This window comes from Pseudomonas moraviensis (assembly GCF_900105805.1).
Lineage (GTDB): Bacteria > Pseudomonadota > Gammaproteobacteria > Pseudomonadales > Pseudomonadaceae > Aquipseudomonas > Aquipseudomonas moraviensis_A.
Window position 1 is genome coordinate 156,979 of sequence record NZ_LT629788.1, and the last position, 25,328, is coordinate 182,306.

At 58.8% G+C, this 25,328-nt stretch carries 29 protein-coding genes; 26 read left to right on the plus strand and 3 right to left on the minus strand.

What is annotated here, in order from left to right:
- Position 1: 1 nt before the first annotated feature.
- The 6 genes from kdsA (at position 2) to BLU71_RS00835 (ending at position 4,693) form a co-directional block, all read left to right on the plus strand.
- Positions 2 to 847 carry a 3-deoxy-8-phosphooctulonate synthase gene (kdsA, locus tag BLU71_RS00810; RefSeq protein WP_065615281.1) on the plus strand — a complete coding sequence of 282 codons (846 nt, stop codon included), beginning with the start codon at positions 2 to 4 and terminating at the stop codon, positions 845 to 847.
- Positions 848 to 1,002: 155 nt separating this feature from the next.
- On the plus strand, positions 1,003 to 2,292 hold the full coding sequence (gene eno / locus BLU71_RS00815) for a phosphopyruvate hydratase (protein WP_041478121.1): 1,290 nt from the start codon (positions 1,003 to 1,005) through the stop codon (positions 2,290 to 2,292).
- A gap of 169 nt (positions 2,293 to 2,461) precedes the next feature.
- On the plus strand, positions 2,462 to 2,740 hold the full coding sequence (ftsB, locus tag BLU71_RS00820; RefSeq protein WP_007964293.1) for a cell division protein FtsB: 279 nt from the start codon (positions 2,462 to 2,464) through the stop codon (positions 2,738 to 2,740).
- Positions 2,737 to 3,444 carry a 2-C-methyl-D-erythritol 4-phosphate cytidylyltransferase gene (gene ispD, locus BLU71_RS00825; protein ID WP_083352102.1) on the plus strand — a complete coding sequence of 236 codons (708 nt, stop codon included), beginning with the start codon at positions 2,737 to 2,739 and terminating at the stop codon, positions 3,442 to 3,444. Before ftsB ends, ispD begins: the two co-directional genes overlap by 4 nt.
- A 122-nt stretch (positions 3,445 to 3,566) precedes the next feature.
- Positions 3,567 to 3,863, plus strand: coding sequence for an IS3 family transposase (locus tag BLU71_RS00830; protein ID WP_083352103.1), 297 nt, complete (start codon positions 3,567 to 3,569; stop codon positions 3,861 to 3,863).
- A 20-nt stretch (positions 3,864 to 3,883) separates the two neighbouring features.
- The gene (locus tag BLU71_RS00835) at positions 3,884 to 4,693 is read left to right on the plus strand and encodes an IS3 family transposase (protein ID WP_231982542.1); all 810 of its coding nucleotides are present in this window, start codon (positions 3,884 to 3,886) and stop codon (positions 4,691 to 4,693) included.
- Positions 4,694 to 4,757: 64 nt separating this feature from the next.
- Here the strand turns inward: BLU71_RS00835 and BLU71_RS00840 are convergent, their stop codons facing one another.
- Entirely contained in the window at positions 4,758 to 5,654 is an 897-nt protein-coding gene (locus BLU71_RS00840) for a LysR substrate-binding domain-containing protein (RefSeq protein ID WP_064364248.1), read from the minus strand.
- A 116-nt stretch (positions 5,655 to 5,770) separates the two neighbouring features.
- Here BLU71_RS00840 and BLU71_RS00845 point away from each other — a divergent pair, with 116 nt between their 5' ends.
- The 8 genes from BLU71_RS00845 to rpoS all read left to right on the plus strand — a co-directional run bounded on the left by BLU71_RS00845 (position 5,771) and on the right by rpoS (position 13,017).
- The gene (locus BLU71_RS00845; RefSeq protein WP_083352105.1) at positions 5,771 to 6,883 is read left to right on the plus strand and encodes an S-(hydroxymethyl)glutathione dehydrogenase/class III alcohol dehydrogenase; all 1,113 of its coding nucleotides are present in this window, start codon (positions 5,771 to 5,773) and stop codon (positions 6,881 to 6,883) included.
- 97 nt (positions 6,884 to 6,980) lie between these two features.
- Positions 6,981 to 7,826 (plus strand): S-formylglutathione hydrolase, encoded by an 846-nt coding sequence (gene fghA / locus BLU71_RS00850; RefSeq protein ID WP_064364246.1) that lies wholly within the window; start codon positions 6,981 to 6,983, stop codon positions 7,824 to 7,826.
- A gap of 53 nt (positions 7,827 to 7,879) precedes the next feature.
- Positions 7,880 to 8,353, plus strand: coding sequence for a 2-C-methyl-D-erythritol 2,4-cyclodiphosphate synthase (gene ispF / locus BLU71_RS00855; RefSeq protein WP_042606995.1), 474 nt, complete (start codon positions 7,880 to 7,882; stop codon positions 8,351 to 8,353).
- The gene (gene truD / locus BLU71_RS00860; protein ID WP_083352106.1) at positions 8,350 to 9,408 is read left to right on the plus strand and encodes a tRNA pseudouridine(13) synthase TruD; all 1,059 of its coding nucleotides are present in this window, start codon (positions 8,350 to 8,352) and stop codon (positions 9,406 to 9,408) included. Before ispF ends, truD begins: the two co-directional genes overlap by 4 nt.
- Positions 9,396 to 10,145, plus strand: coding sequence for a 5'/3'-nucleotidase SurE (gene surE, locus BLU71_RS00865; protein ID WP_042606997.1), 750 nt, complete (start codon positions 9,396 to 9,398; stop codon positions 10,143 to 10,145). The genes truD and surE overlap by 13 nt, the downstream gene beginning before the upstream one ends.
- Before the next feature lie 38 nt (positions 10,146 to 10,183).
- Positions 10,184 to 10,819 carry a protein-L-isoaspartate(D-aspartate) O-methyltransferase gene (locus BLU71_RS00870; RefSeq protein WP_160768345.1) on the plus strand — a complete coding sequence of 212 codons (636 nt, stop codon included), beginning with the start codon at positions 10,184 to 10,186 and terminating at the stop codon, positions 10,817 to 10,819.
- Between the two features lie 211 nt (positions 10,820 to 11,030).
- On the plus strand, positions 11,031 to 11,900 hold the full coding sequence (locus tag BLU71_RS00875) for a peptidoglycan DD-metalloendopeptidase family protein (RefSeq protein WP_083352107.1): 870 nt from the start codon (positions 11,031 to 11,033) through the stop codon (positions 11,898 to 11,900).
- A gap of 106 nt (positions 11,901 to 12,006) precedes the next feature.
- Positions 12,007 to 13,017: an RNA polymerase sigma factor RpoS gene (gene rpoS / locus BLU71_RS00880; protein WP_042606998.1), complete on the plus strand. Its 1,011-nt coding sequence runs from the start codon at positions 12,007 to 12,009 to the stop codon at positions 13,015 to 13,017.
- Positions 13,018 to 13,546: 529 nt separating this feature from the next.
- On the opposite strand, the gene fdxA is transcribed toward rpoS, so the two are convergent.
- A complete protein-coding gene (fdxA, locus tag BLU71_RS00890) occupies positions 13,547 to 13,870 on the minus strand; it encodes a ferredoxin FdxA (RefSeq protein WP_064364244.1) in 324 nt (107 codons plus the stop codon).
- 163 nt (positions 13,871 to 14,033) lie between these two features.
- Positions 14,034 to 16,616 (minus strand): DNA mismatch repair protein MutS, encoded by a 2,583-nt coding sequence (gene mutS, locus BLU71_RS00895; RefSeq protein ID WP_083352109.1) that lies wholly within the window; start codon positions 16,614 to 16,616, stop codon positions 14,034 to 14,036.
- Positions 16,617 to 16,827: 211 nt separating this feature from the next.
- Here mutS and BLU71_RS00900 point away from each other — a divergent pair, with 211 nt between their 5' ends.
- The 12 genes from BLU71_RS00900 to BLU71_RS00955 all read left to right on the plus strand — a co-directional run bounded on the left by BLU71_RS00900 (position 16,828) and on the right by BLU71_RS00955 (position 25,327).
- The gene (locus BLU71_RS00900; protein ID WP_042607001.1) at positions 16,828 to 17,562 is read left to right on the plus strand and encodes a LexA family transcriptional regulator; all 735 of its coding nucleotides are present in this window, start codon (positions 16,828 to 16,830) and stop codon (positions 17,560 to 17,562) included.
- 519 nt (positions 17,563 to 18,081) lie between these two features.
- On the plus strand, positions 18,082 to 18,498 hold the full coding sequence (locus BLU71_RS00905; RefSeq protein ID WP_042607003.1) for a hypothetical protein: 417 nt from the start codon (positions 18,082 to 18,084) through the stop codon (positions 18,496 to 18,498).
- A gap of 132 nt (positions 18,499 to 18,630) precedes the next feature.
- Positions 18,631 to 19,035: a tail fiber assembly protein gene (locus tag BLU71_RS00910; RefSeq protein WP_083352110.1), complete on the plus strand. Its 405-nt coding sequence runs from the start codon at positions 18,631 to 18,633 to the stop codon at positions 19,033 to 19,035.
- 139 nt (positions 19,036 to 19,174) lie between these two features.
- Positions 19,175 to 19,513, plus strand: a complete 339-nt coding sequence (locus tag BLU71_RS00915) for a phage holin family protein (protein WP_042607005.1) — start codon at positions 19,175 to 19,177, stop codon at positions 19,511 to 19,513.
- A gap of 71 nt (positions 19,514 to 19,584) precedes the next feature.
- The gene (locus BLU71_RS00920) at positions 19,585 to 20,106 is read left to right on the plus strand and encodes a hypothetical protein (protein ID WP_083352111.1); all 522 of its coding nucleotides are present in this window, start codon (positions 19,585 to 19,587) and stop codon (positions 20,104 to 20,106) included.
- Between the two features lie 3 nt (positions 20,107 to 20,109).
- Positions 20,110 to 20,718, plus strand: a complete 609-nt coding sequence (locus tag BLU71_RS00925; RefSeq protein ID WP_042607007.1) for a phage baseplate assembly protein V — start codon at positions 20,110 to 20,112, stop codon at positions 20,716 to 20,718.
- 14 nt (positions 20,719 to 20,732) lie between these two features.
- Positions 20,733 to 21,065, plus strand: coding sequence for a phage baseplate protein (locus tag BLU71_RS00930; protein WP_042607008.1), 333 nt, complete (start codon positions 20,733 to 20,735; stop codon positions 21,063 to 21,065).
- Positions 21,062 to 22,057, plus strand: coding sequence for a baseplate J/gp47 family protein (locus BLU71_RS00935; protein ID WP_083352112.1), 996 nt, complete (start codon positions 21,062 to 21,064; stop codon positions 22,055 to 22,057). Before BLU71_RS00930 ends, BLU71_RS00935 begins: the two co-directional genes overlap by 4 nt.
- Complete coding sequence (locus BLU71_RS00940; protein WP_083352113.1) at positions 22,054 to 22,689, plus strand: phage tail protein I; 636 nt, start codon at positions 22,054 to 22,056, stop codon at positions 22,687 to 22,689. Before BLU71_RS00935 ends, BLU71_RS00940 begins: the two co-directional genes overlap by 4 nt.
- Positions 22,690 to 24,597: a phage tail protein gene (locus tag BLU71_RS00945; RefSeq protein WP_083352114.1), complete on the plus strand. Its 1,908-nt coding sequence runs from the start codon at positions 22,690 to 22,692 to the stop codon at positions 24,595 to 24,597. It abuts the gene before it with no gap.
- A gap of 13 nt (positions 24,598 to 24,610) precedes the next feature.
- A complete protein-coding gene (locus tag BLU71_RS00950) occupies positions 24,611 to 25,039 on the plus strand; it encodes a phage tail assembly chaperone (protein WP_083352115.1) in 429 nt (142 codons plus the stop codon).
- Between the two features lie 102 nt (positions 25,040 to 25,141).
- Entirely contained in the window at positions 25,142 to 25,327 is a 186-nt protein-coding gene (locus BLU71_RS00955) for a hypothetical protein (RefSeq protein ID WP_042607013.1), read from the plus strand.
- Position 25,328: the final 1 nt, after the last annotated feature.

Genomic DNA, 25,328 nt, shown 5'->3' on the forward strand with positions numbered 1-25,328 from the left:
GATGGCACAGAAGATTATCCGCGTCGGCGACATCGAGATTGCCAACGACAAGCCGATGGTCCTGTTCGGCGGCATGAACGTGCTGGAAAGCCGTGACATGGCCATGCAGGTTTGCGAAGAGTACGTAAAGGTCACCGAAAAACTGGGTATCCCTTACGTGTTCAAGGCCAGCTTCGACAAGGCCAACCGGTCTTCTGTGACCTCCTATCGCGGTCCTGGCCTGGAAGAGGGCATGCGCATCTTCCAGGACATCAAACAGGCCTTCGGCGTGCCGATCATCACCGACGTCCACGAGCCGGATCAGGCCGCGGTCGTCGCTGAAGTCTGCGACATCATTCAGTTGCCGGCCTTCCTGTCGCGCCAGACCGATCTGGTTGTCGCGATGGCCAGGACCAACGCCGTGATCAACATCAAGAAAGCCCAGTTTCTCGCGCCTCAGGAAATGAAACACATCCTGAACAAGTGCGTCGAAGCCGGTAACGATCAGTTGATCCTCTGCGAGCGCGGTTCGAGCTTCGGCTACAACAATCTCGTGGTCGACATGCTCGGCTTCGGCATCATGAAGCAGTTCGAATACCCGGTCTTCTTCGACGTGACCCACGCGCTGCAAATGCCTGGTGGTCGTGCCGACTCCGCCGGCGGTCGTCGTGCCCAGGTCCTGGACCTGGCCAAGGCCGGCATGAGCCAGTCGCTGGCGGGTCTGTTCCTCGAAGCGCACCCGGATCCGGACAACGCCAAATGCGACGGCCCTTGCGCCTTGCGTCTGGACAAACTGGAGCCATTCCTGGCCCAGCTCAAAGCTCTGGACGAACTGGTGAAGAGTTTTCCGACGGTAGAAACCGCGTAACGCTCGATTCTCCGGTAAAGTACCGCACGATTTGTCGCTCAGGCCCTCGGGCTTGAGCGCTGTCGTCTGCAAGTCTGCCCGCTGTACCTCGCTTGCCGACGATAAAGATTTCCTCTAGCTGCGTCGTTTTCGTCAACTTTGGAGTGTTTACAACAATGGCAAAAATCGTCGACATCAAAGGTCGTGAAGTTCTCGACTCCCGTGGCAATCCCACCGTGGAAGCGGACGTGCTTCTCGACAACGGCATCATCGGCAGCGCCTGCGCGCCGTCCGGTGCATCCACTGGCTCGCGTGAAGCACTCGAGCTGCGTGATGGCGACAAGAGCCGTTACCTGGGCAAGGGCGTGCTCAAGGCGGTAGCCAACATCAACGGTCCGATCCGCGATCTGCTGCTGGGCACTGACCCAAGCGACCAGAAAGCCCTCGACCAGGCGATGATCAAGCTCGACGGTACCGAAAACAAAGCGACCCTGGGCGCCAACGCCATCCTCGCCGTGTCCCTGGCTGCGGCCAAGGCGGCTGCGCAGGATCAGGACCTGCCGCTGTACGCACACATCGCCAACCTCAACGGCACCCCGGGTGTGTACTCGATGCCGGTACCGATGATGAACATCATCAACGGTGGCGAGCACGCCGATAACAACGTCGACATCCAGGAATTCATGGTGCAGCCAGTCGGCGCCAAGTCTTTCTCGGAAGGTCTGCGCATGGGCACCGAGATTTTCCACCACTTGAAAGCCGTGCTGAAGGCCCGTGGCCTGAGCACCGCCGTTGGCGACGAAGGCGGTTTCGCACCGAACCTGGCGTCCAACGAAGATGCGCTGAAAGTGATCTCCGAAGCCGTGGCCAATGCCGGTTACAAGCTGGGCACCGACGTGACCCTGGCGCTGGACTGCGCTGCGAGCGAGTTCTACGAAGACGGCAAGTACAACCTGTCCGGCGAAGGTCAGGTGTTCACCGCTGAAGGTTTCGCCGACTACCTCAAGGGTCTGACCGAGCGTTACCCGATCATCTCCATCGAAGACGGTCTGGACGAGTCCGACTGGGCTGGCTGGAAAATCCTCACCGACAAGATCGGCGAGAAGACCCAGTTGGTAGGCGACGACCTGTTCGTGACCAACACCAAGATCCTGAAAGAAGGCATCGATAAAAAGATCGCCAACTCGATCCTGATCAAGTTCAACCAGATCGGCACCCTGACCGAAACCCTGGAAGCCATCCAGATGGCCAAGGCTGCCGGTTACACCGCAGTGATCTCGCACCGTTCCGGCGAAACCGAAGATTCGACCATTGCCGACCTGGCAGTGGGCACCTCGGCTGGCCAGATCAAGACCGGTTCGCTGTGCCGCTCCGACCGCGTTTCCAAGTACAACCAACTGCTGCGTATCGAAGAGCAGTTGAACGGCAAGGCCAAGTACAACGGCCGCGCCGAGTTCCGCGGTTAAGCGCAACCTGATCAAAGGACACCGGATTGTGTCGGAAAAGTCGTGACAGCGATGGATTTGCCACTAATCTGATGCCTTAAGCACAAGCCTGGATCTTTCCAGGCTTCGTGCTATCAGATGCAGCAACATGATGCGTGGCTGTCTTTTTTCACTGGATACCTGATATTCGATGCGCAGTCCTTACTGGTTGTTTCTCGTTTTGCTCTTGCTGCTGGCCGGTCTGCAGTACCGCCTGTGGGTGGGCAATGGCAGTCTGGCGCAGGTCGCCGAGCTGAAACAGCAGATCGCCGATCAACATGCCGAGAACGAAGGCTTGCTGGAGCGCAACCGGGTGATGGACGCTGAAGTCAGCGAATTGAAAAAAGGCATGGAGACCGTTGAAGAGCGGGCTCGTCACGAACTGGGCATGGTCAAGGACGGCGAAACCCTTTACCAGTTGGCCCAATGATCGATTCCCTGCCGGCCTTCTGGGCCGTGATTCCTGCCGCGGGTGTCGGTGCCCGAATGGCCGCGGACCGTCCCAAGCAATATCTGCAACTGGGCGGGCGCACAATTCTCGAACACAGCCTCGGCTGTTTCCTCGATCACCCGAGCCTCAAGGGGCTGGTGGTCAGTCTTGCGGTTGACGATCCTTATTGGCCGAACCTGGCCTGCGTCAACGATTCGCGCATTCAGCGGGTCGACGGCGCAGCCGAGCGTTCCGGTTCGGTGCTCAACGCCTTGCTGCATCTGCATGCGCAGGGTGCCGACGATGACGATTGGGTGCTGGTGCACGATGCGGCCCGGCCCAATCTGAGTCGTGATGATCTTGACAAGTTGCTCGCTGAAATGGCGGATGACCCGGTGGGCGGTCTACTGGCGGTTCCCGCTCGCGACACGCTTAAACGCGTTGATAAAAACGGGCGTGTGGTTGAAACGGTGGATCGCAGCGTGATCTGGCAGGCGTATACGCCGCAGATGTTTCGCCTCGGGGCTTTGCATCGGGCGTTGGCGGACAGTCTGGTCGCTGATGCGGTGATTACCGACGAGGCTTCGGCTATGGAGTGGGCCGGTCTGGCGCCGCGTCTGGTCGAAGGGCGGGCGGATAATCTCAAAGTGACCCGGCCGGAAGATCTGGAGTGGTTGCGCCAGCGTTGGGCGAACCGCCCTTAAAGACCAAAAGATCGCAGCCTTCGGCAGCTCCTACAGAGGAATGCGATTTCCTGTAGGAGCTGCCGTGTTGTGGTCGAACTTTTTTAGACCATGATGTAGGAGCCTCGATTTAAGGAAGCGTCATGGGATATCGGGTCGTTACGCCTGAAGAAAAAGCAGAAGCTATTCGGTTAGTGGTGGAGATGCATTACTCCGTCCCTAAGGCCTGTGAAGCCACTGGTGTGGGCCTCACAGCTTTGCGTCGCTGGGTTGCTCGCTGGCGTCGGCAGCAGAACGAAGTTACTCAGTTGCCACGATTACAGGATCAGGAGCTGATCGAGTCGCTGCAGGCGAAACTGGCGCTGCTTGAGGCCGAGAACCAAGTGCTAAAAAAGCAATTGCCCTCTCATCTAAAGGTTCTGTTCGGTCGAACCAAATGATTGATGGCGTAAGAGGTGCTATGTCAGTTCGGCGCGTATGCTCCGTGCTTGGCATCGCCCGTAGTAGCTATTACATAAACCGCAAAACCAAGCGTTTTAAGCCGGGCCTGCGGTGGCTAAGGCGCAGACTTCGTGCGTTGCATAAAGAACATCGAGAGGCCCTGGGTACTCGAGGGCTCTGCAAAGCGTTGAGAAAGAAAGGGATCTTTATCGGTCGCTATCGAATGCGCTCGCTGATCAAAACTTTCGGTCTGCACCGACGCAGACCACGGTATGCCCACTATCGTCGTACTACAAAACCGGCAGTCGTTGCTCCGAACATACTTGATCGTCGCTTCAATCCGACTCAGCCAGATACGCTTTGGGCAGGCGATATAACCTACATCAGAGTTGGGAATAGCTGGCTTTATCTGGCAGTGGTGATGGATCTTTTTTCACGCAGGATTGTTGGCTGGGCGTGCTCCCGAACTGCCGATGCTGCGCTGGCTGCTAAAGCATTGAAGTTGGCAGTGTCACTACGCCGACCAATGCCTGAACTGCTATTTCACTCAGACCAGGGCTGTCAGTACACAGCTGATCGATTTGTCGCCTGTTTGGCAGACAACCGGATCGTTCAAAGCATGAGCCGTCGAGGTAATTGTTGGGATAATGCAGTGGTTGAGCGCTATTTCAGGACGCTGAAGCACGATTGGATGCCGGAAAACGGTTATCAAACCCACATCGAAGCGGAGAAGGATGTGATGGACTTCATCTCACATTACAACCATCGCCGTTGCCACTCTGCTTCGAACCACTTGCCGCCTGCGCTGTTTGAGCGACAGGCGGCCTAATGCTCCTACGGATTGGTTTAAAAAGACTGAACCACTACACCGAAGGCTGCGATCTTTTGGCTTTTCAATCCCGATATTCCGGACGCTCCGCCAGTCCCACCTTCAAATAATCCACCAACTTGCGCACCTTCGGCGACAAATGCCGCTGCTGCGGATACAGCGCCCACACCGCCGTATTCGGCGGCTGATGCGTCTCCAGCAAGGAAATCAGCGCGCCGCTGTGCAAATGCTCGAGCACGTAATAGTCCGGCAACTGACACAACCCGACCCCCTGCAGCGCCGCATCCAGCACCGCCTGCCCACTGTTGCAGCGCCAGTTTCCCTGCACCCGCTGGGAAAATTCCCGGCCGTTCTGTTCCAGTTGCCAAATATCCGAACTGCCGATCAGGCAGTTGTGCCGACTCAACTCCGACAAACTGTGTGGGCGCCCGTACCGTTCAAGGTAGGAAGGTGACGCGCACAGGTACATTCTTCGTGGCGCCAGACGTGTCGCGACCAAGCGTGAATCCTGTAGCCGACCGAGGCGAATCGCCAGGTCCAGCCCTTCATGCACTAGGTCCAGCTGGCGATTGCTCAACTCGATGTCGATGCGCAACTGCGGATACAGCCCCATGAAGCGCGTCACCAGCGGCACGATGAACCGTTCGCCATAGGCTACGGCGCAGGTCATGCGCAGCATGCCTTTCGGTTCGCTGGTCAGATCGCCCACCGCGCGCAAGGCTTCCTCACGACCGTCCTGCAGGCGCTGGCAATGTTGCAGGAAAGTCTGCCCGGCTTCGGTCAGCGTTACGCGACGGGTACTGCGGTAGAGCAGACGCGTCTGCAAACGCTCTTCGAGCCGTACGATTTGTCGACTGATGTGTGAGGAAGAAACCCCAAGACGTTCGGCAGCGGCGGTGAATTGGTTGCACTCGGCGACGGCGACAAACTCGTCAATGCCTTCCCAGCGGTTTTCCGACACTTGGATTATCCCTGTATGGCAATAATGTTTTGCTTTCGTCCGGATTATTCCTCAGTGCGCGCTGAACTACACTGTCTGTCTGCTTTTTTATTCACTGGATTTACTGGAGAGTCAGCATGATCAAGTCACGCGCCGCCGTTGCCTTCGAGGCCAAGAAGCCCCTGGAAATCGTAGAAGTCGATGTCGCCATGCCCAAGGCCGGTGAAGTACTGCTGCGCGTCGTCGCTTCCGGCGTATGCCATACAGACGCGTACACCTTGTCCGGCGCAGATCCGGAGGGCATCTTCCCGTCGATCCTCGGTCATGAAGGCGGCGCTATCGTTGAAGCGATTGGCGAGGGCGTGACCTCGGTCGCCGTCGGCGATCACGTCATCCCCCTCTACACCCCTGAATGCGGCCAGTGCAAATTCTGCAAATCGGGCAAGACCAACCTCTGTCAGGCCATTCGCGCTACCCAAGGCAAAGGCCTGATGCCAGACGGCACTTCGCGTTTTTCCTACAAGGGCGAAACGATTTTCCACTACATGGGCACGTCGACCTTCTCTGAATACACCGTGCTTCCGGAAATTTCCGTGGCCAAGATCTCCAAAGATGCGCCGCTGGAAAAGGTCTGCCTGCTCGGCTGCGGCGTCACCACCGGCATCGGCGCCGTGCTCAACACCGCCAAGGTCAAACTGGGTGACACCGTGGCTATCTTCGGTCTCGGTGGTATTGGCTTGTCGGCCGTGATTGGCGCGGTGAAAGCCAAGGCCGCGCGCATCATCGCCATCGACATCAACCCGGCCAAGTTCGAAATTGCCAGGCAGCTGGGTGCTACCGACTGCGTGAACCCGAAAGACTACGATCGTCCGATTCAGGAAGTAATCGTCGACATGACCGACGGCGGCGTCGACTTTTCCTTCGAGTGCATCGGCAATGTGCAACTGATGCGCGCCGCGCTTGAGTGCTGCCACAAAGGCTGGGGCGAGTCGGTCATCATCGGTGTGGCCGGTGCCGGCCAGGAAATTGCCACTCGCCCATTCCAGCTGGTCACCGGTCGCGTCTGGCGCGGTTCGGCGTTCGGCGGCGTGCGTGGCCGCAGCGAATTGCCAAGCTACGTCGACATGGCCCAGAGCGGCGAAATCCCGCTGGATACCTTCATCACCCACACCATGGGCCTGGAAGATATCAACAAGGCGTTCGACCTGATGCACGAAGGCAAGAGCATCCGCACCGTCATACATTTCTAACAGCAGCTCCGAGCTGCAAGTTTCAAGCTGCAAGTAAAGGCATTCGTGCTTTTTTCTTGAAGCTTGCGGCTTGCAGCTTACAGCTAGGGAGAATCCCTTGAATCTGGAAAATATTTCCTGTCAGAAGAGTTTCGGTGGTTGGCATAAGCGCTATCGCCATCGCTCCGAAGTGCTTGATTGCGATATGGTCTTTGCCGTCTACCTGCCGCCGCAGGCGGAGCAGGGCGGCAAGCTGCCGGTGTTGTACTGGTTGTCGGGGCTGACCTGTACCGATGAGAACTTCATGCAGAAGGCCGGTGCGATGCGCATGGCCGCGCAGCTCGGTCTGATCATCGTCGCGCCGGACACCAGCCCGCGTGGCCCGGATGTCCCTGACGATGCAGAGAAGGCCTGGGACTTTGGCCTCGGCGCGGGGTTTTATCTGAACGCCACGCAGGCGCCATGGGCGCGTCACTATCGGATGCATGACTATGTCGTGAAGGAATTGCCTGCACTGGTTGAAGCGCATTTCCCCGCCTCCGACAAACGCAGCATCAGCGGCCACTCCATGGGCGGTCACGGTGCTCTGGTTTGTGCTTTGCGCAACCCCGGGCGCTATAAATCGGTGTCGGCCTTTTCGCCGATCACCCATCCGATCGATTGCCCATGGGGCCAGAAAGCCTTTTCTCATTATCTGGGCGAAGACCGCTCGAAGTGGAAAGAGTGGGACGCGTGCGTGCTGATCGCCGATGCTGCCGAGAGGTTGCCATTGCTGGTCGATCAAGGTGATCGCGACGACTTCCTCGCCACCCAGCTCAAGCCCGAAGCCCTGCAACACGCAGCAAAACAAGCGGGGCATCCGCTGGAGTTGCGCCTGCAACCGGGCTACGACCACAGCTATTTCTTCATCTCAAGCTTCATTGACGACCACTTGCAGCATCACGCGCGCGCTCTAGGCGCCTAATGTCTGACAAAGCAGGTAGAATCACGCCCTGACAAAAATCGGGGCGTTTTTTTATGCGTATTGGCCACGGCTACGATGTGCACCGTTTCGCTGAAGGCGATTTCATTACTCTGGGCGGCGTGCGGATTGCACACGGCTTCGGGCTGCTCGCTCATTCCGACGGTGACGTCCTGCTGCACGCCTTGAGCGATGCCTTGCTCGGCGCCGCGGCGCTGGGTGATATCGGCAAACACTTCCCGGACACCGACCCGCAATTCAAGGGCGCCGACAGCCGCGTGCTGTTGCGTCACGTGGTCAGCCTGATCCACGCCAAAGGCTGGAAAATCGGCAACGTCGATAACACCATCGTTGCCCAGGCGCCGAAAATGGCGCCGCATATCGAATCGATGCGCGCGCTGATCGCGGCGGATCTTCAAGTTGAGTTGGATCAAGTGAACGTCAAAGCTACCACCACCGAAAAGCTTGGCTTTGTCGGTCGCGAAGAAGGCATCGCCGTGCACTCCGTTGCCTTGTTGCTGCGCGCATGAATGAACTGCAATTGCTCGGCCCGCGGGCCTATGGCGAGCCCCTCGGCACAGCGGTACTGAAGGCCATCGCCGAAGATTTTCAGGTCGATGAAGTGCTGGATATCCCGTTCAGCGGTGACGGCGAACATCTGTGGATCTGGGTGGAAAAGCGCGGCCTCAATACCGAAGAAGCGGCGCGGCGTATTGCCAAGGCCGCGGGCGTGCCGTTGCGCACCGTCAGCTATGCCGGGCTCAAGGATCGTCAGGCCCTGACCCGACAGTGGTTCAGCGTGCAGCTGCCGGGCAAGGCCGATCCGGATCTGTCGGCAGCGGAAAACGACACGCTGAAGATCCTCAAGACCACGCGCCATAAACGCAAACTGCAACGCGGTGCGCATTCGGCCAATGGCTTCACCCTGCGCCTGACTCAATTCAATGGCGACAAAGACGCGATTGAGCAGCGGCTGCAACTGATCGCCAGACAAGGCATCCCCAATTATTTCGGCGCCCAGCGCTTTGGCCATGACGGCGGCAACGTTGTCGATGCGCGTGCCTGGGCCGCACGCAAGGCCTTGCCGGAACAGCGCAATGTGCGTTCGCGCTTGCTGTCGACGGCACGTAGTTATCTCTTCAACCAAGTGCTGGCGGCGCGCGTCGCCGATGGCACTTGGAATACCGCACTGGTCGGCGATCTGTTGGCGTTCACCGACAGCCGCAGTTTTTTCCCCGCCGGTGAGGCCGAGTGCAGCGACCCGCGTCTGGCGATTCTCGACCTGCACCCGACCGGTCCGCAGTGGGGCGAAGGTGACTCGCCGGCCGCTGGCGCAGTCCATGAACTGGAGCAGGCGATCGCCGCCCGCGAAGCGGATCTGCGCGACTGGTTGATTCACGCCGGCATGAGCCATGAACGTCGCATCCTGCGTCTGCCCATTGGCGGGTTGACGTGGCATTATCCCCAACCTGACATTCTGCAACTGGAATTCGTCCTCCCGGCCGGATGCTTTGCCACCGTATTGGTGCGCGAGCTCGTTGATCTGGTGCCGGTGGGGCAGACGGACAGCCCATGCGTATTCTGATTTCTAACGACGATGGGGTAACCGCACCCGGTCTCGCCGCGCTTTATGCTGCGCTGGCGGATTACACCGAATGCGTGGTTATCGCCCCGGAACAGGACAAAAGCGGCGCCAGCAGTTCGCTGACGCTCGACCGTCCGCTGCACCCGCAATACCTGGCCAACGGCTTTATCAGCCTCAACGGCACACCGACCGATTGCATTCACCTGGGGCTCAATGGCCTGTTGGAACGCGAGGCCGATATGGTGGTTTCCGGCATCAACCTGGGCGCCAACCTCGGTGACGACGTGCTGTATTCCGGAACCGTGGCGGCTGCGCTTGAAGGACGATTTCTCGAGCGTCCAGCCTTTGCATTCTCATTGGTCTCGCGTCAGGTGGATAACCTGCCGACGGCGGCGTACTTCGCGCGCAAGCTGGTCGAGGCCCACGCCGGGCTCGATCTGCCACCGCGCACGGTGCTCAACGTGAACATTCCCAATTTGCCTATCGATCACATCCGTGGCATCCAGCTGACCCGCCTCGGCCATCGCGCCCGCGCGGCGGCGCCGATGAAAGTGGTCGATCCGCGTGGCAAGGCCGGTTACTGGATTGCCGCCGCCGGCGACGCCGAAGACGGTGGCCCGGGCACTGATTTTCATGCCGTCATGCAGGGCTATGTGTCCATCACGCCGTTGCAGCTCGATCGCACCTTCAATGATGCGTTCAGAAGTCTCGATGGCTGGCTGGGAGGATTGAGCTGATGCGTGAGCATGATGATCGCCTGCGCAGCGGCATAGGCATGACTTCCCAGCGCACCCGCGAGCGGCTGATCCAGCGTCTGTATGAAGAAGGCGTGTCGAACGCCAAAGTGCTGGAAGTGATCCGCCGCACGCCGCGTCACCTGTTTGTCGACGAGGCGCTGGCGCACCGGGCTTACGAAGACACCGCGCTGCCGATCGGCAACAACCAGACGATTTCCCAGCCTTATATGGTGGCGCGCATGAGCGAGCTGCTGTTGGAGGCGGGCCCGTTGGACAAGGTACTGGAGATCGGTACCGGCTCCGGCTACCAGACGGCGGTATTGTCGCAACTGGTTGAGCGAGTGTTTTCGGTGGAGCGCATCAAGGTTCTGCAGGATCGCGCCAAGGAGCGTCTGGTCGAGTTGAACCTGCGTAATGTGGTGTTTCGCTGGGGTGATGGCTGGGAAGGCTGGCCGGCGCTGGCGCCGTATAACGGCATCATCGTTACCGCTGTGGCGACCGACGTGCCGCAAGCGTTGCTTGATCAACTGGCCCCCGGTGGGCGCATGGTGATTCCGGTCGGCTCCGGTGAAGTGCAACAACTGATGCTGATCGTGCGCGAAGAACACGGTTTTTCCCGACACGTTCTGGGGGCCGTCCGCTTCGTGCCTTTGCTCAACGGGCCACTGGCCTGAGCATTTGCAGACAGGCGCTGAATTCCTTTCAACGGCGTCGGTCTTACAGCGGCAGCCAGAGATTAAACGCAGCGTACTTGCCACTGGCAAACGTGTGCGCCCGGCGATTTCGCTTCATTAAAGGTAAAGCCGATTCGGCCCGTTATACTTGCGACACCTCATGCCGCGGTGCGGCATTCAGAATTTTCAGCCACCACAAAGGGAGCGGCGGGTGAGTCTCACAGTCATTGCGCAGCGTATGGGTAACACGAGCTTTCAGCGCCTGGTGACTGGCCTTGTCTTGAGCACCTTGCTGGTCGGTTGCTCCAGCACCAAATCGAGCAACGTGCGCGTTGTTGATCGCAACAATGCGGTGGCGCAACGTCCTACCGTCACCACCGGGCAGTATGTAGTCCGTCCCGGCGATACTTTGTTTTCGATCGCCTTTCGTTACGGCTGGGACTACAAAACCCTCGCCGCGCGGAACAACATTCCTACGCCGTATACGATCCATCCAGGTCAGACAATTCGCTTTGACGGCCGTAGCGGTTCAACACCGACGGCGGTGGTGAGCAACTCCAGTTCTTCACCTTCTTCGTCGAGTAAAACCACGGTAATCCGGCGCCAGGCGAATGGCACCACCACCACTACAACCACCGGTTCCAAAGGGGTTGTACCGTCCGTCGCGAGCAAACCGGGGCCCGCTCCACTGCCTCCGGCAGGCCCGGCCCCGACCGGCTGGGGATGGCCATCTAATGGCGTTCTGATTGGAAAATTCTCTTCAAACGGTAGTTTGAATAAAGGAATTGATATCGCCGGAGATTTGGGACAGCCTGTTTTAGCTGCGTCTGATGGGACCGTCGTATACGCCGGGAGTGGCTTAAGGGGCTACGGCGAATTGGTCATCATCAAACACAGCGAAACCTACGTCAGTGCTTACGGACATAACCGCAGGCTGTTGGTTCGGGAGGGGCAGCAGGTCAAGGTCGGACAGACAATTGCCGAAATGGGGTCAACGGGTACAGACCGGGTGAAACTGCATTTTGAGATTCGCCGCCAAGGTAAACCAGTGGATCCGCTGCAGTTCCTGCCAAGACGTTGATTTGAAGGCCAGCCTGTTCCGTCGCGTAGAGGGGACAGGCTCCAGCGTTGCCAAGGATAAAGGCGTCGCTTGAGCTTGGGGTCGAACTCACCAAAGGACTATAACAATGGCTCTCAGTAAAGAAGTGCCGGAGTTTGACATCGACGATGAGGTTCTCCTTATGGAGGCCGGCATCGATTCGGAATCTTCGATGTCGAATGATGAAGGGGCTGCTCCACCTTCCGTTCGTTCCAAATCCAGACAATCCGCTTCACTTAAACAACACAAGTACATCGACTACACCCGGGCACTTGATGCCACGCAGCTGTATCTCAACGAAATCGGCTTTTCCCCTCTGCTCTCCCCGGAAGAAGAAGTTCATTTTGCGCGCTTGTCGCAAAGTGGCGACCCGGCCGGACGCAAGCGCATGATCGAAAGTAACCTGCGGCTGGTCGTCAAGATCGCTCGGCGTTACGTCAATCGGGGGCTGTCGCTGCTGGATCTGATTGAAGAGGGCAACCTCGGATTGATCCGCGCGGTAGAAAAATTTGATCCCGAGCGCGGCTTCCGCTTCTCGACCTACGCCACGTGGTGGATCCGTCAGACCATCGAACGCGCGATCATGAATCAGACCCGGACCATCCGGTTGCCGATTCATGTGGTCAAGGAGCTCAACGTGTACCTGCGGGCTGCACGGGAGCTGACGCAAAAACTCGATCACGAACCTTCACCCGAAGAAATTGCCAACCTGCTGGAAAAACCGGTGGGCGAGGTCAAGCGCATGCTCGGCCTGAACGAACGGGTTTCTTCGGTCGACGTCTCGCTGGGTCCGGATTCGGATAAAACCCTGCTGGACACCCTCACTGACGATCGTCCGACCGATCCGTGCGAACTGCTGCAGGATGACGACCTGTCGCAAAGCATTGATCAATGGCTGTCGGAACTGACCGACAAGCAGCGCGAGGTGGTGATCCGCCGCTTCGGCCTGCGCGGTCACGAAAGCAGCACGCTGGAGGACGTAGGCCTGGAGATCGGTCTGACCCGTGAACGGGTACGGCAGATCCAAGTGGAGGGCCTCAAGCGCCTTCGCGAGATCCTTGAGAAAAATGGCCTGTCGAGCGAGTCGCTGTTTCAATAAGCGCTTGCCCGACCGCCCGCAAAAAGCCCCGGCTGATTTGATCAGCCGGGGCTTTTTGTTTTTCGAGCAAGGCAAATCGTGCTTTCGGCAGCCACCAGACAAGCGGTTGGCAATTTCTGAATTTGTAGTCTCGCGCTGTAAGCCTTTGCTTACTGTGTCGTAAGTGTTCGTTATTTTTACACTTCGGTGGAAGGCGATTGCGTTCGCTTCCATTACGCAACTGTCTGTTTTTATTGGGTTTCATGTAAATGTTATGCGCTTGTGACAGCGCGAGCGCGTGCCTGAGGCCAATTGCTCGTCTGGGGAAACTCTCTAATATCTCAACTGTGTCGACGGACAGACATGCCCTTCACGGAAGAGGGGAACGGACATCGCAGGAGGCGATTCATCAGGATGATGAAAAGGAATACAGGGAATAGGGAAAAAATGTGGGCGGGTCATACCGCCCCTTTTTTCGCCTGCAGAAAAGTAATCTCTGCAAAAAGCAAAAAGGCCCGCAAGGGGCCTTTTCATTCGAACGCGGGGCAGATCAGCGTTCGAGTTGTTCAATCTTGTTCGGCTTGCCATCCCACTCGGCAGAATCCGGAAGGGGATCCTTGCGCTCGGTGATGTTCGGCCAGACATCCGCCAGCTCGGCATTGAGCTCGATGAAGTTTTCCATGCCGCTCGGGATCTCATCTTCCGAGAAGATCGCCACAGCCGGGCATTCTGGTTCACACAGCGCGCAATCGATGCACTCGTCCGGGTGAATCACCAGGAAGTTCGGGCCTTCGTAAAAGCAGTCCACCGGACAGACTTCTACGCAGTCGGTGTACTTGCACTTGATGCAGTTGTCGGTGACGACGAAGGTCATTTCTAATTTTCTCCTCAGGCGGCGGCAGCGTAGCCCCTTCACGGTTGGGGTCGCCAGGTTCGGGAGCGATACCTGCTGACCAGGCTATGAGCCAGCAGCATCCCGAACCGCGCGAGATTCTAACAGCTTGAAGCGATTTGCGTTATATCCGCTTCTTCAGTGCTTATATCCGGTTCTTCAGTGCATAGAGCATTTCGAGCGCACGCCGTGGCGTCATGTCGTCGAGGTCGACTTTGGCCAATTCGTCCAGCACCGGATGTGGCAGCGAGGCGAACATGTCGCTTTGCTGCGGCGTCGACGGTTTGCCCTTGGCTGCAGGTTTCGGCGCCTCGTGGGGCAGGGCGGTGTCTTCCAGCCGACTCAAATGCTCACGCGCGCGCAGGATCACTTCGCTCGGCACACCCGCCAGTTGAGCCACCGCCAGGCCATAGCTCTGGCTGGCAGGCCCGGGCAGAACGTGGTGCAGGAACACGATGCGCTCGTTGTGCTCGGTAGCGTTGAGATGCACGTTGGCTACCAGAGGTTCGGCTTCTGGCAGCACGGTCAGTTCAAAATAGTGGGTGGCGAACAGGGTATAGGCGCGCAGATGGGCCAAGCGCTCGGCGGCTGCCCACGCCAGCGACAGACCGTCGAAGGTGCTGGTGCCGCGGCCGACTTCGTCCATCAGCACCAGACTGCGTTCGGTGGCGTTGTGCAGGATGTTGGCGGTTTCGCTCATCTCGACCATGAAGGTCGAACGGCCACCGGCGAGGTCATCGCTGGAACCGATGCGGGTGAAGATGCGGTCGACCAGCGACAACTCACAACTGGCGGCCGGTACGAAGCTGCCGATATGCGCCAGCAATACGATCAGCGCGGTCTGACGCATGTAGGTGGATTTACCGCCCATGTTCGGGCCGGTGATCACCAGCATGCGCGTGTTGTCGTCGAGGCTCAGATCGTTGGCCACGAACGGTGTGGTCAACACTTGCTCGACCACCGGGTGACGACCCTGGGTGATGCGCATGCACGGCTCGCTGACAAATTGCGGGCAGTTCAGATCGAGGTTCAGCGCACGCTCGGCGAGGTTGCTCAACACGTCCAGTTCGGCCAATGCGCCCGCGGTGTCCTGCAACGGCGGCAACTGGCTGATCAGATCTTCCAGCAGCGCTTCGTACAGCATCTTTTCCCGGGCCAGCGCACGACTCTTGGCCGACAGCGCTTTGTCTTCGAATTCTTTCAGCTCAGGGGTGATGAAGCGCTCGGCGCCTTTCAAGGTTTGGCGGCGGATGTAGTCGGCCGGCGCCGATTCAGCCTGCTTGCTCGGCAATTCGATGAAGTAGCCGTGGATGCGGTTGTAGCCGACTTTCAGATTGGCCAGACCGGTGCGGGCCTTCTCCCGGGCTTCGAGATCGATGAGGAACTGGCCGGCGTTTTCGCTCAGTGATTGCAGTTCATCGAGTTCGCTGTCGTAACCGGTTTTCAACACGCCGCCGTCACGGATCACCGCTGGCGGGTTATCGATGATGGCTTTTTCCAGCAATGCAGCCAATTCCGGATAGGTGCTGGTGGTGGCCGCCAGATGCTGCAAGTGCGGCGCCTCCAGATCGGTCATCGCCACTTGCAGTTCGGGCAGCGCGCCGAGGGCATCACGCAGACGTGCGAGGTCGCGAGGGCGGGCATTGCGCAGACCGATCCGCGCGAGAATCCGCTCGATGTCGCCGATTTCCTTGAGCTGCGGTTGCAGCTTTTCAAAGCGGTAGCCCTCGAGCAGGCAGCGGATCGACGTCTGGCGTGCCAGCAGCACGGTGAGGTCGCGCAACGGCCGGTTCAGCCAACGAGTCAGCAAGCGGCTGCCCATGGCGGTCTGGCAGCGATCGACCACCGATTGCAGGGTGTTATCTCGGCCGCCGGCCAGGTTAGTGTCCAGCTCCAGATTGCGCCGGCTGGCGCCGTCGAGTACCACGGTGTCGTCGAGACGCTCGTGACGCAGGCTACGCAAATGGGGCAGGGCTGTGCGCTGGGTTTCCTTGGCGTAGGCCAACAGGCAACCGGCAGCGCCAATGGCCAGGGTCAGGTTCTCGCAGCCGAAGCCTTTCAGATCCTGAGTGGAAAACTGCTGGCAGAGACTTTTCAGCGCCGAATCACGCTCGAAATCCCACGGCGCGCGACGGCGTACGCCACGGCGTTTTTCTGCTGGCAGGTCTTTCGGCCAGTCATCCGGAATCAGCAGCTCCACCGGGTTGACCCGCTCCAGTTCCGCGAGCAGGTTTTCCCAGCCTTTGATCTCGAGCACGGTGAAGTTGCCGCTGGTGATGTCCAGCACCGCCAGACCGAATAGACGCTCATCGCCCAATACCGCTGCAATCAGGTTATCGCGGCGCTCATCCAGCAGCGCTTCATCACTGACCGTCCCCGGCGTGATGATCCGTACGACTTGGCGCTCCACCGGGCCTTTGCTGGTGGCCGGGTCGCCGACCTGCTCGCAAATCACCACAGACTCGCCGAGCTTGACCAGTTTCGCCAGGTACCCTTCCGCCGCATGGTAAGGAATCCCACACATCGGAATCGCCTGACCTGCCGACTGCCCGCGCGCAGTCAGCGTGATGTCGAGCAACTTGGCGGCTTTCTTCGCATCTTCGTAGAAGATCTCGTAGAAATCGCCCATGCGGTAGAACATCAGCTGATCCGGGTGCTGGTTCTTCAGGCGCCAGTATTGCTGCATCATCGGAGTGTGGGAGGACAGGTCGGAGACGGCTTTATTCATCGGATTGTCGGGCAACTCGTTAGAAGATGTAGGGCAAAGCGCGGGCACTGGCCGGGCTTTTCCGCGATGGGCGCAAGGTTACCATGGGCGGTCTGCCTGACGCAGGCGCTGCGGTCGGGTGAGGCTTTACTTGCAGAGAAAAGTTGATCCATGCACGATTTATGCAAATCAGCATTTGTCTTCGCGAAAAACTTCAAGCACTATGCGCGTTATGCAAAAACGCAACGTTTCCTCCGTCTTAAGAGCACTGCTCGACCAGCACGGGATCTCCCCCACGGAGCTCCACCGTCGCACCGGCGTGCCTCAATCCACGCTCTCGCGGATTCTCAGCGGGAAGATTGTCGATCCTTCGGATAAGCACATCTCGAAGATCGCTGAATACTTCAACGTCAGCACCGATCAATTGCGCGGGCGTGCGGACGTTGCATCGACCGCGGGCGGCGCCCGCGAAGACGTGCATGCGGAACTCAAGGACATCATGCTGTGGGACGATGACACCCCCGTCGAGGATGACGAAGTGTCCGTGCCCTTTCTACGCGAGGTTGAATTGGCAGCTGGATCAGGAAGATTCGTCATCGAAGAGAGCGAACGCTCCAGCCTGCGCTTCGGCAAGCGCAGCCTGCGCCACAACGGCGTGCAGTTCGACCAGGCCAAATGCGTAACGGTGCGCGGCAACAGCATGTTACCGGTCCTGCGCGATGGCGCGACTGTCGGCGTCAACGCCGGCAAGTGCGGTATTGGCGACATCATTGATGGCGACCTGTATGCGATCAATCACAACGGCCAGTTGCGCGTGAAGCAACTCTATCGACTGCCCACCGGCATTCGTCTGCGCAGCTTCAACCGGGACGAGCATCCGGACGAGGACTACAGCTTCCAGGAAATCCAGGAAGAGCAGATCGTTATCCTCGGTCACGTCTTCTGGTGGGGCATGTACGCCCGCTAACCCCTTTCGATCCAACTGAAACCTGCCGCTCGGCAGGTTTTTTTTCGCCTGCAGAAATCCATCCAGCCCTCGTCCTGCGCGGCTTCCATGCATGAGTGCAAAACAAATGCATAAATAAATGCATTTATGCATTGACTGTATATGCATCCATGCATATTCTTGCCACCAAGCCGCTCGTCAAAGCGGCTGGCAAGACAAGCTCTTTAGTTCCACAAGAACAGGCAGCGATGAACCGGCCTCAACGGTTCAGAGGGTTGGCAACTGACCCGGGTGTGCAGCGTAAAGCACCAGAAGCAGTTATCCGGCGGGCAGGGACCGCGGTCGGGAAAACAATTTGAACGGACTCGTACCGCGCCAGTAGCGCCGAAAAGTCAGCTTCCTTCCAGGACACAGGATTTCGAAGGAAGGCGAAGGAGCGCATTACTGAAAAGCCCGGCGTGCAAGCGCCGGGCTTTTTGGAATGCCTACCCGGGCAGGAACTGAACGCCGGAATGCCGGCACTCAATAAGGATAATGAGCATGAAGAAGTACGCACGTGTCGTTGCTGGCCAAGTCGATAACATTTATGAAACCGCTAACCCGATCACCGATGAGTTTCCGGCGGACCAGGTCTGGGTGGATGTCAGCGCATTGCCCAAGATCGATTATTCCTGGAATGCGGTAAACACCGACGGCGTCTGGACATTTACCGATAGCGACATGTGGGGGCAACCGACACTGTTGGCTATTCGCATGCGTAACGAACGAGTGACTCGCTTCGATAAAGTCAACTTCACCCTGGCATCGTCAGCGTTGGTACAAAAAGTCGAACTGGGGCTGGCAACACCTGCTGAAGAGGCCGCACTGCTCGCCTACAAGCAGTTCTTCATCGAGATGAGCCAAGTCAACAAACAGCCGGGCTATCCACTGAGCGTCATTTGGCCTGAAGTGCCATAAGCGACACGTGGCGCATCCGCAATATTGAAATGCGCAGTGCATTACTGGAAAGCCTGGCCTCGTTGCCGGGCTTTTAATTACCTGCCAGTTGCACGGCGACATTTCTGCCAAAGAGTAAATGAGGAATAACCAATGAGTCTTTATGCACTGGTTGAATACAACCGAGTTGTCCAGTTGAAAGAAAGTGAAGTGATTCCCGAACCACCCGCTTCGCCAACCTCTGTTTGGGTTGATGTAACCAGCAGTACGGATATTCAAGTGGGTTGGAGCGCAACCTTCAATGGGATCTGGACCTTCTCCGCACCGACCGAAGAAGAGCTGCGAAACGAAGCTGAACTTCAGAAGTGGCAATTGCTGAATGCGGCGGCCAACTGGCTATTGATGAACTCGTTGCAGTTCAAGGTCGACGTCGGTGCAGCCACCAGCGACGACCAGGCTCGGCTGTTGGCCCACAAGCAATACTGCATCGCCCTCAGCGACATCGATCAGCAGTCGGGTTATCCGACGAACATCACGTGGCCAGTCGCATCTTACTGATTCCAGCCCGAGTAATCGATCGGCGGGACCGCATTACTGAAGAGCCTGGCGCAAGGCCGGGCTTTTTGGAATGCCTGCCTGAAGAGACATTATTTGAACTCAATCCCCATCTATCACCCACTGCCCACGGAGGCGTGACATGACAAACGAGCAACAAGCGTTGGCGGACATGCCGATCTGGCTGGTCATCCTGCTCGCCGTGATCGGTGGGGTGTCCGGCGAAATGTGGCGCGCCGACAAGGAGGGCGCACGCGGCTGGTCGCTGGTGCGGCGTCTGGCCCTGCGCTCCGGCGCCTGCATGATCTGCGGCGTCTCGGCGATCATGCTGCTGTATGCCGCAGGCTTGTCGATCTGGGCCGCTGGCGCGTTTGGCTGCCTGACGGCCATGGCCGGCGCCGACGTCGCCATCGGTCTTTACGAACGCTGGGCGGCCAAGCGTATTGGCGTCTGCGAAGTCCCGCCGCGCGACCACCCTTAACTCTGAATATTTCTCCGTGCCGCCATTTTGGCGGCAGGGCTGCGCGTGGACGATTGAAAAGGAGGTCATCTATGCCCACACCGATCCAACAGCCGTCGCACCTGTTTACAGCCATCGCGACGACCCTGCGTAACACCACCGGTTTGAACGTCAATGTCGGCAGTCACGATGACTTCACAGCGGCGGGCGATCAGGCCTGGGTACTGATCGACTTTGACCGGAATGCGTCCGGCGTGCGCGCCGCTGATGGGCGTATCGCTCATGTAATGACGTTGTCACTGCAAGTCGTCCCGGCGCTTTCTGCGACCGCTTTTGCCGCGTGCGACCTGATCGCTGTGCTGAAAAACCTGATCACCGACAATCGCTGGGGATTGCCCGGCGACCAATGCGATCTGCCCATGAATATCGATGGATTGCCCTCGTTGCTTCTCCGCGCCGATCAACAATACAAGGCCTGGACCCTGACCTTCGAGCAGACCCTCTACCTCGGTCCGACCCTGCTCGACGATCCGCTCGGCGTGCCCAAATTTGCCCGCACCTGGGAAGTCAGCAATATCGACGATCCCGAGCAATACACCGCGTTGGAGGATTGACCGATGTTCGACGCATTACTGCGCATGCAGCTCGGCCCGATCATTGAGCGTCTTGCGGAGATGGAAGCGGAAATCGAAGACCTGCATCGCCGCGCCGAGAGTTTCTGCCGTATTGGTATCTGTCAGTCGGTCGATGCGGCGAGCAACACTTGCCAGGTCAGCCATGGCGGATTGCTCACGCCGGCGATCAAGTTCTTCAACCCCAGTGCCGGTACGCAAAGCGAATCGCGCATCCCGACCGTGGGCGAGCAGTGCCTGCTGTTCAACTATGGCAGCGGTGAAAGCGGTGCGCAGAGTGTCGCGTTATTCGGCTTGAACAGTGACCGTTTCCCCCCGGCCTCGACTGTACCGACGCTGACCCGTCGGGTGCATCAGGACGGCAGTGAAAGCGGTTACGACGACGCCAGCCACGCCTTGCACTGGCTGAACGGACCCACGCAATTCATCGGGTCTCGCGAGTCGCTCGAACTGAGCATCGGCCCGGCTCGTCTGGCCATGACGCCACAACTGATCACCCTGCAACTCGGCGCCGTCGGCCTGAGCATCGACGCCTCGGGCGTGCACTTCAGTGGCCCCTTGGTCGACCACCAGGGCCGCATCATCAGCCCCTGATTCAAGAGCTTGCCATGATTGGAATCGATAGAGACAACGGGGCCACGGTCGACGACTGGCTGCAGTTTGTGCAGCGCGCGACCCGGGCCCTGACCACGCCGCTGGGCACCCGGCAAAAACGCCCTTTGTATGGATCGCTGATCCCCACATTGCTTGGGCAGAACCTCGGTGACGACGTTCTGCTTCTGGCGCAAAGCCACGCCGCGCAGGCGTTCTACAACCCGCAAAACGGCATCGACGATTTTCTGCCGCAAGTAATTGTCGCCAGTCGTCACGGCGACGGTCTGTTGCTGCGGTTTGCCGGCACCTGGAAAAACCGGCAACAGACTTTTGAGGTGGTGACATGAGCATGCTGATCCCTGGCCAGAATCAGTTGGCCGAACCTTCACTGATCACTGTTGAGGCCTTCGAAGACCTGCTCGCAGAGTTCAAGGCTTTCGTCGTCGAGTATGTCGGTGCACGTTCGCCGACCAGCGCCGAGAAACTCAAGACCAGCCTGGAAAACCAGAGCGAATTGCTGACCCTCGCGCTGGAAGCGTTCTGCGTGCGTCTGCAAACCCATGAGCGCAAATACAACGCACGCATCAAGCAGATGCTGGCGTGGTGGGCGACCGGCAGCAATCTGGATGCGCGGCTGGCGGACATGGGGCTGGAGCGGCAATTGCTCGACCCCGGCGACCCGGCGGCATTCCCGCCGGTGCCGGCAATTTACGAGAGCGATGACGATGCCCGCCTGCGCTACTACCTCGCCCCCCATGCACCGGCAGCCGGCTCGCGGATGCAGTATCGCCGCGAGGTGTTCACGCTTGGCGAGCGGCCAACGGTGCAGGTCGAATCTGCTGATTCCGGCGTGGTAAACGTCACCTACACCTTCAACCCGGACGGCCTCGCCGCGCAGGTCAAGGATGGCAACGGACGGCGCACCGCACCGGGGGAAGTGCAGGTCACCGTGCTTTCGCGAGAAGGCGATGGCACGCCTACCGATGCATTGCTCGAGGGCGTCCGTCAGCACTTCGCTCGTCCCGACGTGCGCCCGGAAACCGACCTCGTCACCGTCAAGGCGGCCGAGATCCAGCGCTACAAAATCCGCGTCATTGCCAAGATCAATTCCGGCCCCGATTCGGGCCTGACCAAGGTCGCGGCGCAAGCACAATTGCAGGCGTATGCCGATAGCTGTCATCGCCTGGAAGGTCGGGTCGATCCGAGCTGGATCGACTACACGCTGCACAGCGCCGGCGCCGTGCAACTGCAGATTCTCGAACCGCTGGCACCGATCGTGACGACCGCGTTTCAGGCGCCGTATTGCACCGCGGTCGAAGTCGAGGTGCTGACGCTATGAGTGAAAAAACTCAGCGCCCGTCCTTGCTGCCCGCCAACAGCTCGGCACTGGAACGCGGACTGGATCTGGGCTTCGGTGCCTTGCTCGATCGCATCGCACCGCCGTTCCCCGAACTGATGAACCCCAGCGAAACGCCGGTGGCCTTCCTGCCTTATCTGGCTGCCGATCGTGGCGTCGCCGAATGGAGTACCGATGCGCCGGAAGCGGAGAAGCGCCTGACCGTCGAACTGGCCTGGCCCACCGCGCGTCAGGCCGGCACTCGCAAAGCGCTGGAAAACGCTGCGAAAGGTCTGCAACTGCGCCCGGAAATCCGCGCCTGGTACGAACAGACACCGCCCGGCGTGCCCTACAGCTTTTCCGTGCGCGCCTTCAGCGAACAACCCTACAGCGAAGCCATCGACGCCCGTCTCGACCGACGCCTGGCCGATGCGAAAAGCGAGCGGGACATTCTCTCGGTGTCGGTGGGTTTGAGCGCGTTCGGCAATCACGTCATCGGCGCCGCGACGTTTTGCGGCGAACTGACCACGGTTTATCCAGTGTTCATCGAGGGCCTTGAAACCTCTGGCGAGGCGTTCATGGCCGCTGCGTTGTACACCGTCGAAACATCCACTATTTATCCTCAGGGGGCCTGAATGGCTGACTATTACACCCTGCTCACCAACGCAGGGATTGCCTACGAAACGGCGTGCAAGGCCGCGGGTACGCCGATCAAGTTGACGCAGATTTCCGTCGGCGACGGCGGCGGCGCGGTCTACAACCCGGCCGCCACCGCAACCGCACTGAAACGCGAAGTCTGGCGCGGACCGCTCAATGCGCTGTTTCAGGATGAGAAAAATCCGAGCTGGCTGCTCGCCGAAGTCACCATTCCGCCGGATGTTGGCGGCTGGTATGTGCGCGAAGCAGGGCTGTGGACCGACACCGGGATTCTCTACGCCATCGTCAAATACCCGGAGTCGTTCAAACCGGTTCTGGCCACCTCGGGTTCGGGCAAAGAGTTCTACATTCGCTCGATTTTCGAGACCAGCAATGCCTCGCTGGTGACCTTGTTGATCGATGACACGGTGGTCAAGGCCACGCGTGCCTGGGTCATGAGTTATCTCGCCGAAGAACTCGGCAAGCTCGATGGCAAGCAGTCGGTACGCGTCGCTGCCACCGGCAATATCGTACTCAACGGCGCCCAGCAGATCGATGGTGTTGCCGTGGTGGCCGGCGATCGCGTGCTGTTGCCGAGCCAGACCCTGGCCAAGGACAACGGCCTGTGGATCGTCGCCAATGGTGACTGGGTGCGGGCGACGGATGCCAACAGCAACGCCAAGGTCACGCCGGGCCTGACGGTGATGGTGGAGGAGGGCACGGCGAACGGAGATTCACTGTGGCACCTGACCACCAACGCCCCGATTACCCTCGGCACGACTGCGCTGACGTTCAAGATGCTCGCCGGGCGAACCGGGATTGCTGCCGGGACTTACAAGAGCCTGACGGTTGATGAATATGGCCGCGCTACGGCTGGGGCCAACCCTGAAACGTTGGCCGGTTTTGGTATCAAGGATTCGTACACCAAGGCTGAAGTTGACGCGTTGATCGTCAAGGCTTCCGCGTTGCCAGTGGGATCGATTGTGGCTTTTCCGGTTGATGCGCCACCACCCGGATTTCTGGAGCTGGATAACAGCGTAAAGAGCAGCGCGACTTACCCGGACCTGAGCGCTTATTTGGGTGGCAAGTTCAATAAGGGCGATGAGGGGGTTGGGAACTTCCGCTTGCCGGAAGCGCGTGGGGAGTTTCTGCGGGGTTGGGATAATGGGCGGGGCGTCGATCCGGGCCGAGCTGTGGGTAGTTGGCAAAAAGGCAGCCTGCAGACTTTCGATCCGTCGAATGTTGCTCCTGCAGTTTCCGGTCTGTGGCACAACATCGCTTCGAACGAAGGCATAGCGCTGGCGCATGGTCTGGACACTTATACGGCCCCCGACTATTCCGTAAGCAATGCGGTTTTTACCGCGGGGTCTACTCCCGTGAATGCGGGTGCTTTAGGAGTAACCCGCCCCCGCAACCTCGCCGTCATGTGGTGCATCAAAGCCTGGAACGCCCCGGTCAATCAGGGAAACATTGACATCTCGGCACTGTCAGCGCTCGCACAGCAATCTACCGAGTCCAATCAAGGCACTGCAAAAGTGGCCACTCAGGCACAGACCGATGCGGGCGCAGATGACAAAACAATCGTCACTCCAAAGAAGCTGCGCTGGGGCTTTTCCGTATCCCGGGAACGTACCGGATACCTCATGCTGCCAAGCTGGCTAGGCGGCGTGATCATCCAGTGGGGGACGATCAATGCGATTGAGGCAGGCGGACAGGTAAGCGTTACCTATCCGATAGCCTACCCTGCGGCTCAGGTGATGACACTGGTCGGAAACAGCTCTTCGATGGGCACTACTTCAATCACCTCCACGCTATGCGTTATGTACGGCGGCCTTACGAAGTTCACTGTTTCTGCCATCGGCAGCAGCGGTCAACCGAACGGGCCGTGGATTTCAATCGGCTGGTAACAGGGAGATACCGATGTCTATTTTTTATGCTGCCTCGACTGGCGGTTTTTATGACGATGCCGTGCATGTCGCGATGCCCGACGATGCTCTTGAGATCACTGCAGAACTGCGCTCCGAGCTACTGGCGGGAGAGGCACAAGCTTTGGTAATCGATGCAGATGAAAACGGTCGACCGGTTCTGAAAACACCTGAATTGGACGTTCAGTCTCAGGCCAACCGCGAGCGCATCTGGCGTGATGGTGAAATCGAAAGGATCAAATGGTTGAGAGAGCGTCACCGTGATGAAGTTGAAATGGCAAGCGCTACGACGTTGTCCGGTGAGCAATATGAAGCACTACTGAACTATCTGAAATCACTGCGCGATTGGCCGCAGTCTGAAAGTTTTCCGGACGAGCAGGCGCGGCCTGATCGACCTGCCTGGATCGCCTCGCAAACTCGCTAGAACGCCTGAACCTCGGGGCGTTTTCTAATTCGCTTCAAACTACTCAACACCCGCCAAAGCCCCTCCCTCCGAGGGGCTTTCCCGTTTATGGAGAAACGAAAAATGGCAACCCGCCAAACCTACACCGTGCTCGTTCCATTCCCCACCGGCGGTGGGCACTGGTCGAGCGCTGGTCAAGAACTCGATCTGCTCGATGTCGAGGCCAGTGCCTTGCACTTTGCCGGTCGACTCGAACCGAAAACCCCTATCACCCAGGCCAAAAAGGCCGCTGCCAAGAAGGCTGACTGAA